This window comes from Listeria cornellensis FSL F6-0969 (genome assembly GCF_000525855.1).
Taxonomy (GTDB): Bacteria; Bacillota; Bacilli; order Lactobacillales; family Listeriaceae; genus Listeria_A; species Listeria_A cornellensis.
On sequence record NZ_AODE01000013.1, the window covers coordinates 58998 to 76143 of the forward strand.

The following is a 17146-nucleotide window of genomic DNA, read 5'->3' on the forward strand; positions in this document are numbered from 1 at the left end:
CGGCGCTACTTTTTTAACAGGCAGCGTTATTTTTTTTACTCGGAAACTGTAGTTCGATATTTTTTGGAGCATTCTTTTTCAATTTCGTTTCGCTGATACTATCTGTCGGAAGCAAGACAACGGTTCCAGTCGGTATCTTTATCTCCGCTTCATCTCGCAAGCCCATCAACATGTTATAGTCAGCAACAGGCATGAAAGAATAGGAAACATCAGCATCATCAAAAAATTGATAGAAATGCCCATCTGCTCTTTGGTAGGAATTGTTGTGCAGCGTTTTTTCTGTATAGGAAATGATGTCCTTATTAACCTCGTCCTGTCCGTAAGCTTTATAAGTAATCGCATATGGGTTCTCCGACATTTCTGCAAGCCGGCTACTACCAATTGCTGAACTCGTTCCCATTGCTGTAATTGCCGTTGCAGAAACGATCGCCACGATGAAGAAAGTACTCACATTATCACGCATTTGATAAATTAACTCTGAAAAAGTAAGAAGATTCGTGCGTTTAAAAAAGAATGATTCTCTCTTTCGCAAACGTGTCAGCACAAAAACAAGCAACTGACTAAAGAAGAAGTAGGTTCCAATAACGACCAAAATGACACCGGTGAAGAGTGGAATGAGAGAGAATGATTCGCGATTTGTAAACAAAAGAACGACGCTATATCCTGTTCCAATAAGGACTAAAGCAAGTAGCGCGATATACCAAGACACCTTGATTTCTTTTTTCGGTTCTTTCTGTGAGGCGAGTAAAGCTTTTAGATTATTGACACGAATCGTAAAAGAAGTCACCAAAGAAATGATTAAAAACATTAAACCAAAAACACCAAATGTAAGCAAAATCGGTTTCCAAGGAAAGTAAAATGGCAATGTTTCCGTTAACGCTAAAATTTTAGAGCAAATCAGCAAAATGACCTTCGAAAAAATAAAACCAAAGATAACCCCGCAAACGACTGCAGCAAGTCCGGCCAACATGTTCTCCCAGAAAATCAACTTAACAAGCTGTTTTTTATTGATTCCTTGAATGAGCAACAGACCAAATTCTGCTTTTCGAGTCTTCAGAAACGTACTAACGGCATAAAAAATCGCAAAAGCCGAGAATACAACGATAATCACCTGTGAGACTTGGAAGCCAATCATCGCGAAATAACTCATTGTCGTACTAGAAGAATCAATATTATCCTTAAATTCGGGGTGAAAAACGAGTAAAGCATAGACGAAAAACATCGTCACAGCGAAAAAACTAGTAAAGAAATAAGGACCATAGACTTTTGGATTACGACGCACATTATTAATGACGAACTGGCGGAATGACATGTTGTTTTCCTCCTAGTAGCGTCAAAGTGTCCATGATTTGCTGATAAAAAACAGCCGTATTATCACCACGATAAATCTCATTGTACAGCGAACCATCTTTAATAAATACGACACGATCGCAGTACGATGCGGCTTGCGGATCATGCGTGACGAGCAATATAGTAGCTTCTTCGTCCTTATTCAATCGGCTGAGCAGCTGCATCACTTCCTCACTATTTTTAGAATCCAAGTTTCCCGTAGGTTCATCTGCTAAAAATAATTTCGGTTCATGAATCGCAGCACGCGCAACGGCTGTTCGTTGTGACTCACCACCTGAAATTTGATACGTGCGCTTATCTAAAATTGGCGTGATACCAAGTTTTGCGGCGATTACATCTAATTTTTCATTCATCGTTGCTAGTGGGGTGCCATCCAGCGTGAGTGGTAGTAAGATATTTTCACGGACGGTCAGGGTGTCCAATAGATTAAATGATTGGAAAATGAAACCGAGTTCCTTCCGCCTAAATTCGGCGAGTTTATCAAAAGATAATGTATAGGGATTCGCATCATGTATTTGTACAGTTCCGCTCGTTGGTGGATCAATGGTAGCAATCATATTAAGCAGCGTTGTTTTTCCGCTACCTGAAGGGCCCATAATTCCCACAAATTCTCCTTTTTCAACCGATAAATCCAGATTAGAAATCGCTTGGTATTGCACATTTCCTGTGTATATTTTATTGACTTGTTCTACTTTTAAAAGTGTCATAACAAGACCTCCTCTTTCGTTTATAGGACTAGTTTAGCAAACAAACGGGGAAGGGCGGTATCGATTCTAATGACAAAAGCTTACGTTGTTGTAAGTTTATTTCTGAATAGGAATTCGAATAAGAATCGTTGTGCCAGAGTCTATTTGAGATTCGACGGAGATTTGATAGCCGAGTTTGTGACATATTTCTGATACAAGGAAAAGTCCCATCCCTGTAGAATGCTGGTATTTTCGACCGTTTTCTCCAGTGAAGAAAGGACGGAAAACACGAGGAAGATCTGATTTTTCGATGCCGATACCGTAATCTTGGATAGTCATCAAATAGCCAGTGGACTCTGTTATAGCTGTTATTTCGACCCTACTCCCTTTTTGTGGCGAGTATTTAATCGCATTGGATAGGAGTTGTCCCAACATGAAAACGAACCATTTTTTGTCGGTTTCTAAAAATAGACCTGAATCGATGGCAACTTTTGGATAGAGCTGATGTCGGATAAAAAGTCGTTTATGTTCGTTGACGGCTTCCGTGGCGAGCGTTTTTAAGTCTGTGTGCTCGACAACGAAATCATTTTCAAACGTTTCGAGACGCAGTGTGTATAGGACGGTGTCTAGACCTTGCTTGATTTTATCTGTCTCTTCTTGAATGCTACGAAGCGCCGGATCAGACTGGTTTTGCGTCATGAGTTCGATGACCGATACGGGAGTTTTCATTTGATGGACCCATTGGTTGATGAAGATACTACGATTGGTATCTTTCGCGCGCCATTTTTGCAAGTCGATTTGATAGGCGTGGTACTGTTGTGCTAAATAGCTTTCGAAGGCTTGGGTGAATGGTGAACCTTCGTTGGGATGAAATTCTGATGCCACGACATCGGCTTGTTCTAGTCGCTTAAAGACGCGGCGATATCCGAAGTAGCGGACAGTTAGGAACAAAACACTGAGCACTACCCAGAGAAAAAGGACGTAGATGGTGAGACGAGCGCTGTTGTAGCCGTCTAGCCAAAAAATTCCTACAGTGGAGAGCGATAAAATGAGTGCAAATAGAAGGAAAGAAAGGTGACTACGAAAAAATAAGCGCATTATGATTCCTCCTTGTAAACCCACTGGTAACCGTATCCACGAACAGATTTGATCGAATCTTTGACACCAAGATCCAGTAATTTTTTGCGAAGTCTAGCAACGTTGACACTCAGCGTATTATCATCAATAAACGTGACTTCATCCCAAATTTCTTCATATAAAAGATCGCGATTTGCAACATTAGGAGCCGTTCTCCAAATGACTTCGAGGAGTTTCGCTTCATTTTTGCTTAGTTCGAGCGTTTTTCCAGCACGTTCTATCGTGAATTTTAGTGGATAAAAAGAGAGACTGCCTTCATGAAATTCGGGTTCTTGATACTGATTGGCAAAATCGCCATAGACGCGTCGTAACTGGGCACGAACTTTCGCGATAACGACTTGGTAGGAGAACGGTTTCGTTATATAGTCGTCAGCTCCGTTTTCAAGCGCCATCACTTGGTCGAGTTCCCCGTCACGCGCAGAGATGAAGATAATTGGGCAGACCGAGATTTCACGGATTTTGCGGCACCAAAAGTAACCGTCATATTTCGGTAGATTGATATCGAGTAGGACAAGATGAGGCGTTAGCTCTTCAAATAGCGCCATCACGTCATCGAAGTCGGTTGTGATGTGGGCGTCTAGATTGTATCGGCGTAGGTAATCTTGTAGAAGCGTTGCGATTTTTGGATCGTCTTCAACGATTAGTATTTTTTCCATGGTTTTGGGCTCCTTTGTTGTGGCTCTTATGAAGCATCCCTTGCTGAATTAGAGCCACAATATGAGTGCGAACACAGTGAGCATTCGTTCATTAAAACGGCCGTTGGATGCAAAATAAGACTTATTTTAAAAACAAAATGCAGAACTTTTTTAGTGGGGCACGCTGGTCTAAGCTTTGTTGTGGGTCTTGAAAAGCGTCGTGTGCTTTTTTAGAACCTCAATATGCAGTTGAATGCAATGAAACTGCCTTCCATTTGCCAGACCCTCGAAAATTTGTTGAAACTCTTAGGAAGCGTATTTTGTTTCCTTAGAGTATCAATATGAGTGTGAGCAAAGTGAGCATTCGTTCCTTGTACTGCGTCATGCTTGGCGCCTCCGGATCCAGCTTCAACGGCCAGACTCTCGAAAATTTCGTGGCCTCCATAAAAGTCAAAAGAGGACTTTTCCTGCGCCCCCTAACAATTTTTTTTCGAGTCTAACGGGCCGTTTCAGCTTTTCGCTCTTCATATCAAAGGCTTCTTATCCTCATCCAGCGTAAACCCTTCTCCCATCACGTCATGCACGACGGAAACGGAGACGAAGGCGTGTGGGTCAGTCGCGTTCACAATGTTTTTCAACTGCACAATCTCATTCTTCGCAACCACGATATACAGCACGTCTTGCTCTTTTTTCGAAAAGCCGCCGCGTCCTTCAAGCACTGTCACGCCTCGATTCATCGCCAGCATAACGTGCTCGGCAATTTTATCGTTGTGGGCGGAAATAATGAGGGCACCACGGGCGGCGTAGGCTCCTTCTTGCATGAAATCAATTACGCGCGCACCGATGAAAACAGCAACGAGTGTATACATCACTTGACGAACATCTAAATAAGACAATGAAAGCGTCAATACAACGGCGTCAATTGCAAATAAGGTCCGTCCCATACTCACGCCTTTTTTACGATGCAACACTTGGGCAAGAATATCGCTACCACCCGTTGTCCCACCATATCGAAAGACAAAGCCAAGCCCAATCCCCGTAAAACCACCAGCAAAAAGCGCCACAAGTAAAAGGTCCTCATGGAGATCAAGGCGATAGGGCACGCGCTGGAACACCCATAGAGATAGTGAGAGCCCGACTGTTCCGATTATCGTATAGATCAAAGCGCGATTTCCGAGAATACGCCAACCTATGAAAAACAGCGGAATATTTAAAATAAGATTGGAGTACGCTGGATCAATCCCTGTGAAATGTAATAATAGTAAGGTAACCCCAGTTAAACCGCCTTCTCCGAGATCATTTGCGATATTGAAATTGACAAGTCCAAATCCATAAATCGTTGTCCCAAGTAAAATAAAGACGATATTTTTAAGACGAACATCTCGCCACACAGACATCACTCCCTTTTTTATTGCTCCCATGTATAAATTCCTTTTTATAGACGTAGCAAGGACTTCTTAGCTATAATGATTATAACAGACGTAAAATGGGTAAATAAAGCCTTACGTTAGTTTACCACAAAAGGAGCGAAATAAAGCATGGCAAAAACGATGCAGCAGTTGCAAGATGAGGTAGACGCGTTGATCGGCCAATTTGAAGAGGGATATTTTTCTCCTTTAGCGATGATGGCGCGCGTGACAGAGGAAACAGGGGAGCTTGCGCGCGAGATTAATCACTATTACGGCGAGAAACCGAAGAAAGCTAGCGAACCAGAGAATACGGTAGCAGCAGAGCTTGGAGATGTGTTATTTGTCCTCATTTGTATGGCAAATTCGCTAAATATTAGCTTAGAAGAGGCCCACGATACGGTCATGAAGAAATTCAAGGAACGTGACGCCGATAGATGGACCAAGAAGGAGGACAAATAGATGAAGGTAGCAGTATTAGGTTTTAAGGGTAGAATGGGGCATGAGGTCGTAAAAACGGTCCTCCGTGAAGCAGATTTGGAACTAGTTGCAGTACTCGATCATGCACCGCAAGAGAAGAACATCAACGAAATTGCGGAATTTTCGGATTTAGACGTACCTGTATTTGACGATTTAGAAAAATTACTGACTAGTGTAGCATTGGACGCCGTTGTTGATTTTACAACACCAAAAGTTGGCTATTCCAATACGAAATTAGTGTTGACGCATGGCGTGAGCCCAGTTGTTGGCACGACAGGTTTTACGCCGGAACAAATTACGGAGTTGACAGAACTCGCAGCATCGAAAAAAATTGGCGCGATTATTGCTCCAAATTTTGCGGTGGGGGCGGTTCTTATGATGCAATTTGCGCAAAAAGCGGCGAAATACTTCCCAGATGTGGAGATTATCGAATTGCATCATGACAATAAATTGGATGCACCAAGCGGTACGGCTGTGAAAACAGCGGAAATGATGGCGGAAGTTCGTGACCCGAAACAACAAGGTGCGGCGAACGAAGAGGAAACGATGAAAGGGGCTCGTGGTGCGGATTACGAGGGAATGCGGATTCATAGTGTTCGCTTACCAGGATTGATTGCGCATCAACAAGTGCAATTCGGAGCAGAAGGTCAAGGCCTCACGATTCGCCATGATTCCTACGATCGCATTTCTTTCATGTCAGGCGTCGCTTTTTCGATTCGCAAAACGGCAGAATTGCACACGTTAGTCTACGGTTTAGAAAATTTAATTTGATGAGGAGTGGTTAATCCATGAACATTGCCTTAATCGCACACGATCGTAAAAAAGAATTGATGATAGAGCTTACGTTAGCTTATAAACTCATCTTAGAGCCACACACGTTATTCGCAACAGGGACAACTGGATTGCGAATTATGGAGGCGACTGGACTTTCGGTACACCGTTTTCAGTCAGGCCCGCTCGGTGGCGATCAACAAATTGGTTCCCGGATTTCGGAGAACAAGATGGACTTGGTGATTTTCTTACGCGATCCACTTGCAGCGCAACCGCATGAACCAGATGTGACCGCGCTCATAAGATTATGTGATGTTTATGAAATTCCACTTGCAACCAATATTGGAACGGCAGAAGTATTATTGCGCGGTTTGCAGGAAGGATTTATGGATTGGCGAGATCTAAGACGCAACGAAGAATAGGAGTTTTAAAAGATGAAAGCAATTTTTAAGAAAGCCGTGCCTGTTTTAGAAAAACTAGAACAGGCTGGTTTTGAGGCTTATTTTGTAGGTGGATCTGTACGAGATACGCTGCTTGGTCGTGAGGTGGCGGACATTGATATCGCAACAAGCGCCTTTCCAGAAGAAGTAAAGCAGATATTCACGCGGACATTTGATACAGGTATCGAGCATGGTACGGTTTCTGTATTGGAAGCGGGAGAAATATATGAAATTACGACTTTTCGCACGGAGGGCACGTATGCCGATTTCAGACGTCCAGATGAGGTTGTTTTTATCCGTTCTTTGGAGAAGGATTTAGAACGTCGCGATTTTACCATGAATGCGATAGCGATGGGGCTTGATGGGCGATTCATTGATCCGTTTGGCGGGCAACAAGACATGGCAAATAAGCAAATTCGCGCGGTCGGCAAGCCATGGGAGCGGTTTCATGAAGATGCCTTGCGAATGATGCGTGGCGTTCGCTTTGTAAGTCAGTTAGATTTTTCATTGGAAAAACGTACATATGAGGCGATGCAACAAAATATAGTGCTTCTGAAAAACATTGCGGTGGAACGGATTGCCGTAGAATTTGTGAAATTGATGAAGGGTGAAGCTGTCAAGGTTGCGTTAGGATTGATACAAGAACTCGATATGTTGTCGTATTTACCAGGATTTACAGATCAGCGTGCTGCGATTCAGCGATTGGAGTCTTGGAATTTAGCGGTCGCTGGTGATGATGAGACTACCTGGTTTGTCGTTGTGCTCGCAGTGATGCCGGAGAATGTGGGGGCTTTTTTGCGTGCTTGGAAACTGCCCAATAAATTGATTCGTGAGGTAGCAAAAGCATATGATTTGGCGGATAAACATTCCTGGAGCGACTACGAATTGTTCGCAACAGGAGCGCACACAGTAGCTTTGGTTGAGAAAGCGCGATTGGTCCAAACGAGTGAAACACAATGGGTAGATTTGCATGAACGCTTTGAGGCACTTCCTATCCAGTCACGAAGCGAGATTCAGGCAAGTGGCGATGACATCATGGCGTGGGCGGATAAAAAGGGTGGCCCGTGGTTAAAAGACCTGTTGGCTAGGCTTGATCAAGCAATAATTGAAGGTGAAATCAGGAATACACAGTCAGAAATTAAAGGATGGGTGAAGCATGTTATCAACGAATCGGCGTAAGTTATTGGACGTATTTCGGGCAGCAGATGGCGGTTTAGTTTCAGGGCAAGAGATTGCGGATGCGCTGAATTGTAGTCGGACAGCTGTATGGAAGCAAATAGAGGAGTTAAAAAAAAGCGGGCTTTGAGATTGAGGCTAAGCGTGGAAGTGGTTATTCGATTCAGCCCGCCGAAGAAATATTCACGGAAGATATGCTTTATTTTCGCGCTAAAACGACATTTATCGGACAGCAAGTAGCTTTTTACCCAGAGGTGACGTCTACGCAAATCGTTGCGCATCAATTAGTTGGCGAAGGTGCAGTCGATGGAACGGTTGTTATCGCAGATCAGCAAACGGCGGGAAAAGGACGCTTAGCCAGGCCATGGAATTCACAAAAAGGGACGGGCATCTGGATGAGCACCATTTTAAAACCCGAAATCCCGATGCAGCAAGTCCCACAGTTCACTTTTATTGCCTCGTTAGCTGTTGCAGAGGCGATTGAGAATATCACTGGCTTAGACCCACAAATCAAATGGCCGAATGATATTTATATTGATAAACGCAAAGTATGCGGTGTTTTAACCGAGATGCAGGCAGAGGCAGAACAGGTCAACGCGATTATTATTGGAACTGGAATCAATGTAAATCAAGATGTTTTCCCAGAAGAATTGCGTGATAAAGCGACTTCCTTAGCTATTTTAGTAGGCCACCCAATTTCGAGAGGCGCTTTATACGGTGAGATTGTCTCTCAGCTGGAAAAATACTATTTGCTATTCCTAGACCAAGGTTTTGCACCGATTAAACTATTATGGGAAGCTAGAGCCATTCCTTTTAGTGAAAAAATCGTAGCAAAGACGTTAAGAGGCGAGATTCGTGGGACGGTAAATGGGATATCAGACGAAGGTGTACTGATTGTTCAAGACGCTGTGGGAGAAGAACACAAGATTTATTCCGCAGATATTTCACTGGGCTAGTAAATTCGTTTTTTAGGCTAAAATTAGCTGATATAAAAGGATAGTACGGTGTGAAAAAATAGAGATAAGGCATCAGTTACGAGTGTAGCCATGCAAGATTCGATTTGAAATCTCTTTTTAGCTTTTTTTTCTTCTAGAAGATAATCAGGTATACTAAGAAAAAATTGCGAAAAAGGAGAGTTGACAGATGGAGTTTAAATGGTTGGTTCGGGATGAATTATCTCAGTTGAAGGATATTGATCGTAAGGAATTCGTTGGGGAAGTGTATTATGTTCGGAATCAAACGTTACGATTAGTGAAGGAATACTATGATATTGAAGGTTGGCTCGAGAGTGAATTGACGATCTATGTGCAACGGTTAGAGTCGCTGTTTGACCGAGATGGCATTATTATTGGTGCGTATGAGCAAGATGTGCTAGTGGGGTTAGTCTCACTGGAGAGCTACCTTATTGACGGTAAGACGATGAAACTGGACATGTTATACGTCAGCCATGATTATCGTGGGAAAGGGCTCGGTCGGCGACTTATCGATATTATTGCGCAAGAGGCAACGGAGCTTGGTGCAAAGGAACTATACATTTCTGCGACACCCGTTCGTAATACCGTAGACTTCTACTTAAGGTTAGGCGCAGAATTAGCCAATCCGCCTGATATCTATTTATTTGAGCTGGAGCCGCTGGATATTCATCTGATTTTACCGATATAAAAAAGAGGAGATTTGAATTGATGAAGAAACTATTATTTTTAGGGATGTTGGGTGTACTTTTATTGTTCGCTGCATGTGGTAGTGAGACGACGGAAGATAGTAAGCAACTGGATAAGATAACATTAGCAGAATTCCAAACAAAATTGGACAATAAAGAAAGTGGTTTTGTGTATATTGGCAGACCAACCTGTCCAGATTGCCAAGCTTTTCAACCAACTTTGGATGCTGCTTTGAAGGATAAAGAGATGCGTTTGGCTTATTTTGATACAGACGCGGCACAGGAGAAAGCGGAAGATAAAACAAAAACATTTTTACAGGATATGAAAGTAAAGACAGTCCCAGTTATTTTCTATTTGCAGGATGGCAAAGAAGTGGCGAGATATGACGGAAATGATGATAAAGCTGCGCTGAAAGCCTGGTTTGAAAAATATAGTAAATAGAAGGGAAGGCGTATGTCGTGAAGTATTTCAGTGGGCATACGTTCTTCTTTCTAATGCTGTAAATTATAGTCAGTGTAAGAACTTTCGAAACAGCTTGAAATATGTTACTATAGCAAGGAGGAAAGCAACTATTGGCTGTATCTTGAAAGGAAGAACGGCACATGTTTTCTTTGTTTAAAAATATTTTGCTTTGATCCGATCAGGACAGAGACAAGAGGAGCCGATTGAAATGAAAAAAACCTGTTGATTTTTTACAAATGAAAGAAGCACAGGAGAAAATGACGATGTTAACCGCTTATGATTATCCGTCAGCAAAGAATGCAGAGAAGGCGGGAGTCGACATGATTCTTGTAGGAGATTCATTGGGAATGGTTGTTTTAGGATATGATTCCACGATCCCAGTAACGATTGCTGATATGATTCATCATACGAAAGCGGTGCGGCGTGGTGCTCCAGATACATTTATCATCACAGACATGCCGTTTTTGAGCTATCACGGTTCCGTTACAGAAACGATTCAGAATGCACGGCAAATCATTCAAGAAACCGGGGCAAATGCGCTGAAACTTGAAGGTGCGGGCGATGTGTTCACTAAAATCGCGCATCTGAGTTCAGGTGGTGTTGCCGTTGTGGCGCATCTCGGTCTGACTCCGCAAACAGTAGGTTTAACAGGGAGCTACAAGGTACAAGCGAAATCCAAAGAAGCAGCACGCGAATTGTTGAGGCAAGCGAAAGAGGCAGAGGCAGCAGGTGCTATTGCGCTCGTTTTAGAGGCAATTCCAAGACAACTTGCAAAAGAAGTAACATTATCTGTTTCAATTCCAACGATTGGTATTGGTGCTGGAGTGGATACAGATGGTCAAGTACTTGTATATCATGATGTGATTCAATATGGGACAGATCGGGTGGCTAAGTTTGTCAAGACATACGCGGATGTGGATGCAATGATTGATATAGCTTTGTCATCCTATGTTAGCGATGTGAAACTGGGTAGCTTTCCAGCTTTAGAGCATACATTTACGATGAGTGAAGAAACGCTAAAAGGTCTTTATGGGGGCGAATGATATGAAAACTATACGTGACATAGAGACATTACGAGTAGTTATAGAATCCTATAAGAAAGAACGACAAATAATCGGTTTTGTTCCGACGATGGGATATTTGCATGAAGGTCATATGGCGCTTGTGAACGTAGCTAATGAGGAGAATGATATTGTTGTCATGAGCATTTTTGTGAACCCGACACAGTTTGGGCCAAATGAAGATTTTGAAAGTTATCCTCGCGATGAGGCTCGTGATACGGCACTTGCAGAGCAGAATGGTGTAGATATTTTGTTTTTGCCCTCTGTTGAAACGATGTATCCGGAAAATTTGACGGCAACGATTCACGCACAGAAACGGGTTTCCGTGTTGGATGGAGCAACTCGAGAAGGGCATTTTGATGGGGTTTTGATTGTGTTAGCGAAATTATTTCATCTCGTTCAACCTGATAGCGCTTATTTTGGACAAAAGGACGCGCAGCAAGTTGCTGTAGTACAAGGATTTGTTGCAGATTATTTTTTGCCATTAACGATTCGGGTGATTCCAACTGTTAGAGAGCAGGATGGGCTTGCTAAAAGTTCGCGTAATGTGTACTTGACAGAACAAGAGCGCGAGGAAGCACCGGTTATTCATGCTGCATTGCGTAAAGCTCGAGAAGAAGTGAAGGAACGAGATACAGCGCGAGTATTGGCGAATATTCGAGTAGCTATGGATCAGAAAAAAACGCATGAAAAGATTGTTTATCTGGATATGTATCAGTATCCTTCGTTTGAACCAGTTGAAGATTGGGAAAAGCCTATTATTATTGCGATTTGTGTGCAGTATTCGAAAGCTAGATTAATTGATAATGAAATCATAGGAGGTGCATGAAATGATGCGTTCCATGATGCATGGTAAGATTCACCGAGCTACAGTAACGGAAGCAAACCTCAATTATGTTGGCAGCATCACGATTGACGAGGCGATATTAGAAGCGGTAGATATGTTGCCAAATGAGAAGGTGCAGATTGTAAATAATAATAACGGCGCGCGTTTGGAGACTTATATTATCCCTGGAGAGCGAAATAGTGGTATTATTTGTTTGAATGGTGCAGCAGCAAGAATGACGCAGGTTGGTGATACAATTATTATTATGGCTTACGGTATTTTTTCGGAAGAAGAGATAGCGAACCATCAGCCTAAAATTGTGGTTCTGAATGAGGTTAATCGCGTTGTACAGACTTTGCCAGAAGAAAAAGCGCAAACGACACTGTGATATGGGAGGAAGCTAGGTTTTGAATCTAGCTTCCCGATTTGAGTAAAGGGGGGATAATCGTGAAAAATAAAAGATATATCGTCGTCGATTTGGAGACTACGGGAAACCAAGCGAATAAAGCGGATAAAATTATTCAATTTTCGGCGTGTATTGTGGAGGGAGGCAAGATTATAGATCAGTTCTCTACATTCCTAAATCCAGAGAAGCGGATTCCTCCTTTTATTAAAGAGCTGACAGGAATATCAGATAAAGATGTGAAGGATGCACCATTATTTGAAGATGTATCATCGATTATTCATTCGCTGATTGATGGTGGGATTTTTGTGGCGCATAATGTGAGTTTTGATTGGACGTTTTTACAAAAAGAGATGCGTGAAGCTGGAGAAGCACCACTCAAGATGAAACTTCTTGATACCGTTGAGCTAGCGCGAATTATGTATCCGACCGTGGATAGTTTTAAATTGCAGGACTTAGCAGATGAGTTTGGACTGGGCCATGATGCTCCTCACCGGGCAGATAGCGATGCACGCGTGACGGCTGAATTGATGTTACTTTTTCTGGAGAAATTGGAGACATTACCGCTTGCGACTATTCGTAAACTGACTACGCTATCCCAACATCTGACTGGGTACCTTGCGGAGTTACTTTTTGAGATAGAGATGCGCAAAGAACGAGAATTGGCAATGCTTGATACGAAATGGACGGAATATAGGGGGCTCGTGATTCGCAAAAAAAAACATACAAGAAGTGCAATATAGTCGTGCGGATAATAGGCAGTATCCAAAGACGGATGAGGAGAAAACCACGCTTTTTAAAGCAACAGATGAAACTTTAATACCCCGAGCTGGTCAATTTGTCATGATGGATACAGTGATGACATCATGGGAAAAGGAAGAAAACGCACTTATTGAGGCAGGCACCGGTATTGGAAAAACATTGGGCTATTCTTTGCCAGCGATTTATTTTGCGAAGAAACACCAAATACCTATTGTGATTAGTACATATACGAACCTTTTGCAATCTCAAATATTTCATAAAGATATTCCATTGCTTTCTGCGCTTACCGATTTTGAGATACAGGCAGTCGTGCTAAAGGGGAGAGAGCATTATATCAATTTGTTTAAATTTGAACAGTTGCTGTCGGAAGTAGATAAAACCTACGATGTTGTTTTGACAAAAATGCAGATTCTTGTATGGCTGACGGAGACGACGACTGGCGATATTGATGAGGTTAATTTATCTGGTGGTGGTCAGCTTTTCTGGAATCGAATGAAGCATACCGGATGGTTCTTGTCTCCTCAAAAAGATCCATGGTTAGTCCACGATTTTTATTTATTTAATCAGAGGCAAGCTAAGGCGGCAGACTTAATTATTGTGAACCATGCTTTACTATTACAGGATCATTTTGGTGGTGGGAAATGGTTGCCAGATTATGAGTATGCTGTTATCGATGAGGCACATCATTTCACGGATGCGGCACGCGCGCAACAGAGTTTTATTTTTTCTTATCGTCGAATGAAATTTTTCATAAATCGATTGGGGACGCTTGGAAAAGAAGCGATGCTACAGCGTTTAGAACTCATGTTTCCTGAACATCATCAGCTTTTTGATATTGAGATTGCTATCATAAAGCTGGAAGAGGCGTTGGAGAACCTATTTTTACTGTTGGCGCAGAAGTTACTAAAGGCGAATAAGAATGCCACAGAGTTAATACTGGTTGAAAATGTCATCGATGAAAAGTTAGACGCAGCCTTATTTTTCGCAGGTGAGAAGGTGCTATTGCTGATGCGTGAAGTGAGTACTACGCTCAATCATGTTTTGGAATATGGCAAGAAAGAGGCAGATAAATTTAGTGAGGGCGAATCAGTATTTTTAGAGGAAGTTTATTCGTTTTTGATAGATTGGAAACGCGCGGAGAATCAACTGTCTCGGATGCTTTACGAGAAGGAAGAGGCAATGATGCTTTATATTGAGGCAGACAAGAATAAGGCGCTTAGTAGTGTGAGGCTTAGGGCAGATATTGTGCAGGTAAATCATACGTTGCAGAAGGATTTCTTTGATACCAAAAAATCAGTCGTTCTGACATCGGCAACGCTTACGGTAGATGATTCTTTTGCTTATATTAGGGCTGAATTAGGTTTGGACGCAACTATTGAGACCAGACAGATTAAGTCGCCATTTGATTATGGAGAGAATGCACGGATACTGATTCCATCTGATATGCTACCGGTGAAAGGGACGCCTATCGAGGAGTATACGGGCAAGTTAGCAGCTTACCTCAGTGCCATTGCCAAAGAAACATCGGGCCGTATGCTCGTGCTGTTTACTGCGCATGACATGTTGCAAAAAACATACCGAAAAATGAATCAGGATGCTTCGATTGCGGAATATCGTATTTTAGCGCAAGGTGTATCATCGGGTAGTCCGGCACGGTTAACGAAACAATTCCTCGCGTTTGATAAAGCTATTTTACTAGGAACGATGAGTTTTTGGGAAGGGGTGGATATTCCAGGCGATGATTTATCGTGTTTAGTTATTGTACGTCTGCCATTTGCTCCACTTGAGGATCCTTATACGAAAGCCCAGATTGCTTTGCGTAAAAAAATGGGACTAAATGCATTCCAAACCTATTCATTACCAGAGGCTGTGCTTCGCTTTAAACAAGGCTTTGGAAGGCTGATTAGGCGGGAAACGGATCGCGGGATTGTGTTTGTATTTGATAATCGCACGGATACGACTAATTTTGGAAAAGCATTCTTGAATTCGATTCCCGAAGTGCCTATTGTTAAGGGAACGGAACAGAAGTTATTGGAGGAAGTAAAGAAATTTTTTGAATAACTGTTTTTTCACTTCAAATATCCTGATGGTATTGCTATAATAAACCTATGCCCGAAATTGGCGACAACAGCGTAAAGCTAATAGAAATGAGAGTAGATATGTTGCGAAAAAGTAATCGAAAAAGTTACTGGAAGTGGATTTGGATCAGTATTGCCGCGCTTGTTATTGTGGTAGCAGGGTTCTTCACCTTTTTCTATAGCGCCCAGAAACCAGTTCGCGCAGATGAAGAGAAGGCAACAGAACGTATTGCTGGCAAGGTAGATTTGAAAGAACAAGAAGATTTTTATTTATACAATGGTGCGAATGGTGTGTACTACGTGCTGACTGGAAAGAACAGTAAGAATAAAGACATCATTGTTTGGGTTCCTAAAAGCAAGAAGGGGACAGTAGTTGTCAAGTACGCCAAAGATGGTATTTCGAAGGATGAGGCCATTGCTAAAGTGAAGCAGGAAAAAAATCCAGTCAAGATTCTGAATGTGACGCTTGGTATGGATAAAGGTGTACCAATTTGGGAAGTTTCCTATTTAGACAAGGATAATAACTTGAATTATTATGATTTGGATTTTGAAACAGGCGAATGGTACCGAGCAATTGAGAATTTATAAAACTTTTTAAAATTTAGGAGGGAATGTGCATGGACCTACCGCTATCGAAACGTGTCCAAGAAATTGCTGCATCGCCAACACTTGCGATTACGGCAAAAGCAAGAGAAATGAAGCAGGCTGGAATTGATGTTATTGGGCTTGGAGCTGGGGAACCGGATTTCAATACGCCGCAAAATATCATTGATGCTGCTGTGGATTCGATGAACAAAGGATATACCAAGTATACAGCAACAACGGGGATACCAGAATTAAAGCAAGCAATTATCGACAAGTTGCAACAAGATCAGAATTTAGCTTATAAGCCGAATCAGATTTTTGTAGGAACTGGAGCGAAACATGTGCTTTACTGTGCTTTTCAAGCCATTCTGAATCCTGGCGATGAAGTCATTGTACCTGTACCTTACTGGGTGACTTATCCGGAGCAAATTAAACTTGCTGGCGGTGTGCCAATTTTTGTAGAGACTGGTTTTGATGCGGATTTTAAAATGACAGCTGCTGATTTTGAAAAGGCTGTAACGCCGCAAACGCGAGCTATCGTACTTAATTCGCCAAACAATCCGACGGGGATGACCTACTCTAAAGCGGAACTGGTTGCGATTGGGGCAGTGGCAGAGAAACATGGCATTTATATCGTTTCTGATGAAATTTATGAGAAGTTATATTATGGAGATAAAAAGGATCTTGTTTCAATTGCGTCTTTAAGTGATGCGCTGTATCAATGGACGATCGTAATTAACGGCGTTTCCAAGGCGTACGCGATGACTGGTTGGCGTATTGGTTACGCAGCCGCGGCAGAACCAATTATTTCGAGCATGGGAAGACTTGCTGATCATATGACAAGTAATCCGACAGTAAATGCTCAGTATGGTGCTGTGGAAGCTTATAATGGGGATCAAGCTGTGCCTGAGAGTATGTACAAAGCTTTTGAAGAACGGATGGAGCGCTTTTATCCAGTGTTAGGATCTATTCCTGGATTTAGACCGAAGAAACCAAGCGGGGCCTTCTACTTTTTTATTGAAGTAGCAGAAGCCGCACGTATGAAGGGCTTTGCAGATGTGGATGCTTTTGCAAAGAGTTTGTTAGATGATGCGTTTGTCGCGGTTGTTCCAGGATCAGGCTTTGGTATGCCGGATTATATTCGGATATCTTATGCGACAGATCCAGCATTATTTGAACAAGCGCTTGACCGAATGAAAGATTTTATGAAAAATTAGGGAGTGTAAA

15 protein-coding genes and 3 pseudogenes are annotated in these 17146 nt (G+C 42.3%); 13 read left to right on the forward strand and 5 right to left on the reverse strand.

The annotated features are described in order from the left end of the window. Window positions 1-13: 13 nt before the first annotated feature. The 5 genes from PCORN_RS05500 to PCORN_RS05520 form a co-directional block, all read right to left on the reverse strand. Window positions 14-1312, reverse strand: coding sequence for an ABC transporter permease (locus tag PCORN_RS05500; protein ID WP_051999278.1), 1299 nt, complete (start codon window positions 1310-1312; stop codon window positions 14-16). Beyond that, window positions 1287-2057 carry an ABC transporter ATP-binding protein gene (locus PCORN_RS05505; RefSeq protein ID WP_036078317.1) on the reverse strand — a complete coding sequence of 257 codons (771 nt, stop codon included), beginning with the start codon at window positions 2055-2057 and terminating at the stop codon, window positions 1287-1289. Before PCORN_RS05505 ends, PCORN_RS05500 begins: the two co-directional genes overlap by 26 nt. Before the next feature lie 96 nt (window positions 2058-2153). Beyond that, window positions 2154-3134, reverse strand: a complete 981-nt coding sequence (locus PCORN_RS05510) for a sensor histidine kinase (RefSeq protein ID WP_036078319.1) — start codon at window positions 3132-3134, stop codon at window positions 2154-2156. Next, complete coding sequence (locus tag PCORN_RS05515) at window positions 3134-3829, reverse strand: response regulator transcription factor (protein ID WP_036078321.1); 696 nt, start codon at window positions 3827-3829, stop codon at window positions 3134-3136. Before PCORN_RS05515 ends, PCORN_RS05510 begins: the two co-directional genes overlap by 1 nt. Before the next feature lie 503 nt (window positions 3830-4332). Next, the gene (locus PCORN_RS05520) at window positions 4333-5199 is read right to left on the reverse strand and encodes a YitT family protein (protein WP_036078533.1); all 867 of its coding nucleotides are present in this window, start codon (window positions 5197-5199) and stop codon (window positions 4333-4335) included. A gap of 147 nt (window positions 5200-5346) precedes the next feature. Here PCORN_RS05520 and PCORN_RS05525 point away from each other — a divergent pair, with 147 nt between their 5' ends. The 13 genes and pseudogenes from PCORN_RS05525 (at window position 5347) to PCORN_RS05585 (ending at window position 17136) form a co-directional block, all read left to right on the forward strand. Beyond that, window positions 5347-5676, forward strand: coding sequence for a nucleotide pyrophosphohydrolase (locus tag PCORN_RS05525; protein ID WP_036064417.1), 330 nt, complete (start codon window positions 5347-5349; stop codon window positions 5674-5676). After that, window positions 5677-6465, forward strand: coding sequence for a 4-hydroxy-tetrahydrodipicolinate reductase (dapB, locus tag PCORN_RS05530; RefSeq protein WP_036078323.1), 789 nt, complete (start codon window positions 5677-5679; stop codon window positions 6463-6465). A 17-nt stretch (window positions 6466-6482) separates the two neighbouring features. Then, the gene (gene mgsA / locus PCORN_RS05535; protein WP_036078325.1) at window positions 6483-6887 is read left to right on the forward strand and encodes a methylglyoxal synthase; all 405 of its coding nucleotides are present in this window, start codon (window positions 6483-6485) and stop codon (window positions 6885-6887) included. A 12-nt stretch (window positions 6888-6899) separates the two neighbouring features. Beyond that, window positions 6900-8084, forward strand: a complete 1185-nt coding sequence (locus tag PCORN_RS05540) for a CCA tRNA nucleotidyltransferase (protein WP_036078327.1) — start codon at window positions 6900-6902, stop codon at window positions 8082-8084. Then, window positions 8062-9037 (forward strand): annotated as a pseudogene (locus PCORN_RS05545) (biotin--[acetyl-CoA-carboxylase] ligase). The gene PCORN_RS05540 and the pseudogene PCORN_RS05545 overlap by 23 nt, the downstream one beginning before the upstream one ends. A 187-nt stretch (window positions 9038-9224) precedes the next feature. Next, on the forward strand, window positions 9225-9743 hold the full coding sequence (locus PCORN_RS05550) for a GNAT family N-acetyltransferase (protein ID WP_036078329.1): 519 nt from the start codon (window positions 9225-9227) through the stop codon (window positions 9741-9743). A 20-nt stretch (window positions 9744-9763) separates the two neighbouring features. Continuing rightward, a complete protein-coding gene (locus tag PCORN_RS05555) occupies window positions 9764-10183 on the forward strand; it encodes a thioredoxin family protein (protein WP_036078331.1) in 420 nt (139 codons plus the stop codon). 233 nt (window positions 10184-10416) lie between these two features. Further along, window positions 10417-11247: pseudogene (panB, locus tag PCORN_RS05560) on the forward strand (3-methyl-2-oxobutanoate hydroxymethyltransferase); the annotation flags it as partial. Between the two features lies 1 nt (window position 11248). Continuing rightward, window positions 11249-12094: a pantoate--beta-alanine ligase gene (gene panC / locus PCORN_RS05565; protein ID WP_036078336.1), complete on the forward strand. Its 846-nt coding sequence runs from the start codon at window positions 11249-11251 to the stop codon at window positions 12092-12094. 1 nt (window position 12095) lies between these two features. Beyond that, a complete protein-coding gene (gene panD / locus PCORN_RS05570; protein WP_036078339.1) occupies window positions 12096-12479 on the forward strand; it encodes an aspartate 1-decarboxylase in 384 nt (127 codons plus the stop codon). A gap of 59 nt (window positions 12480-12538) precedes the next feature. Continuing rightward, window positions 12539-15317 (forward strand): annotated as a pseudogene (dinG, locus tag PCORN_RS05575) (ATP-dependent DNA helicase DinG). An 86-nt stretch (window positions 15318-15403) separates the two neighbouring features. After that, a complete protein-coding gene (locus PCORN_RS05580; protein WP_241433083.1) occupies window positions 15404-15922 on the forward strand; it encodes a cell wall elongation regulator TseB-like domain-containing protein in 519 nt (172 codons plus the stop codon). A gap of 29 nt (window positions 15923-15951) precedes the next feature. Beyond that, window positions 15952-17136, forward strand: a complete 1185-nt coding sequence (locus PCORN_RS05585; protein WP_036078343.1) for a pyridoxal phosphate-dependent aminotransferase — start codon at window positions 15952-15954, stop codon at window positions 17134-17136. Window positions 17137-17146 lie beyond the last annotated feature (10 nt).

Bases quoted from the DNA above. Each gene is read 5' to 3' on its own strand.
- panD (WP_036078339.1), top strand. From the start codon at position 12,096: ATGATGCGTTCCATGATGCATGGTAAGATTCACCGAGCTACAGTAACG.
- PCORN_RS05550 (WP_036078329.1), top strand. From the start codon at position 9,225: ATGGAGTTTAAATGGTTGGTTCGGGATGAATTATCTCAGTTGAAGGAT.
- PCORN_RS05540 (WP_036078327.1), top strand. From the start codon at position 6,900: ATGAAAGCAATTTTTAAGAAAGCCGTGCCTGTTTTAGAAAAACTAGAA.
- PCORN_RS05580 (WP_241433083.1), top strand. From the start codon at position 15,404: ATGAGAGTAGATATGTTGCGAAAAAGTAATCGAAAAAGTTACTGGAAG.
- dapB (WP_036078323.1), top strand. From the start codon at position 5,677: ATGAAGGTAGCAGTATTAGGTTTTAAGGGTAGAATGGGGCATGAGGTC.
- PCORN_RS05525 (WP_036064417.1), top strand. From the start codon at position 5,347: ATGGCAAAAACGATGCAGCAGTTGCAAGATGAGGTAGACGCGTTGATC.
- PCORN_RS05510 (WP_036078319.1), bottom strand. From the start codon at position 3,134: ATGCGCTTATTTTTTCGTAGTCACCTTTCTTTCCTTCTATTTGCACTC.
- PCORN_RS05500 (WP_051999278.1), bottom strand. From the start codon at position 1,312: ATGTCATTCCGCCAGTTCGTCATTAATAATGTGCGTCGTAATCCAAAA.
- PCORN_RS05555 (WP_036078331.1), top strand. From the start codon at position 9,764: ATGAAGAAACTATTATTTTTAGGGATGTTGGGTGTACTTTTATTGTTC.
- mgsA (WP_036078325.1), top strand. From the start codon at position 6,483: ATGAACATTGCCTTAATCGCACACGATCGTAAAAAAGAATTGATGATA.
- PCORN_RS05585 (WP_036078343.1), top strand. From the start codon at position 15,952: ATGGACCTACCGCTATCGAAACGTGTCCAAGAAATTGCTGCATCGCCA.
- panC (WP_036078336.1), top strand. From the start codon at position 11,249: ATGAAAACTATACGTGACATAGAGACATTACGAGTAGTTATAGAATCC.
- PCORN_RS05505 (WP_036078317.1), bottom strand. From the start codon at position 2,057: ATGACACTTTTAAAAGTAGAACAAGTCAATAAAATATACACAGGAAAT.
- PCORN_RS05515 (WP_036078321.1), bottom strand. From the start codon at position 3,829: ATGGAAAAAATACTAATCGTTGAAGACGATCCAAAAATCGCAACGCTT.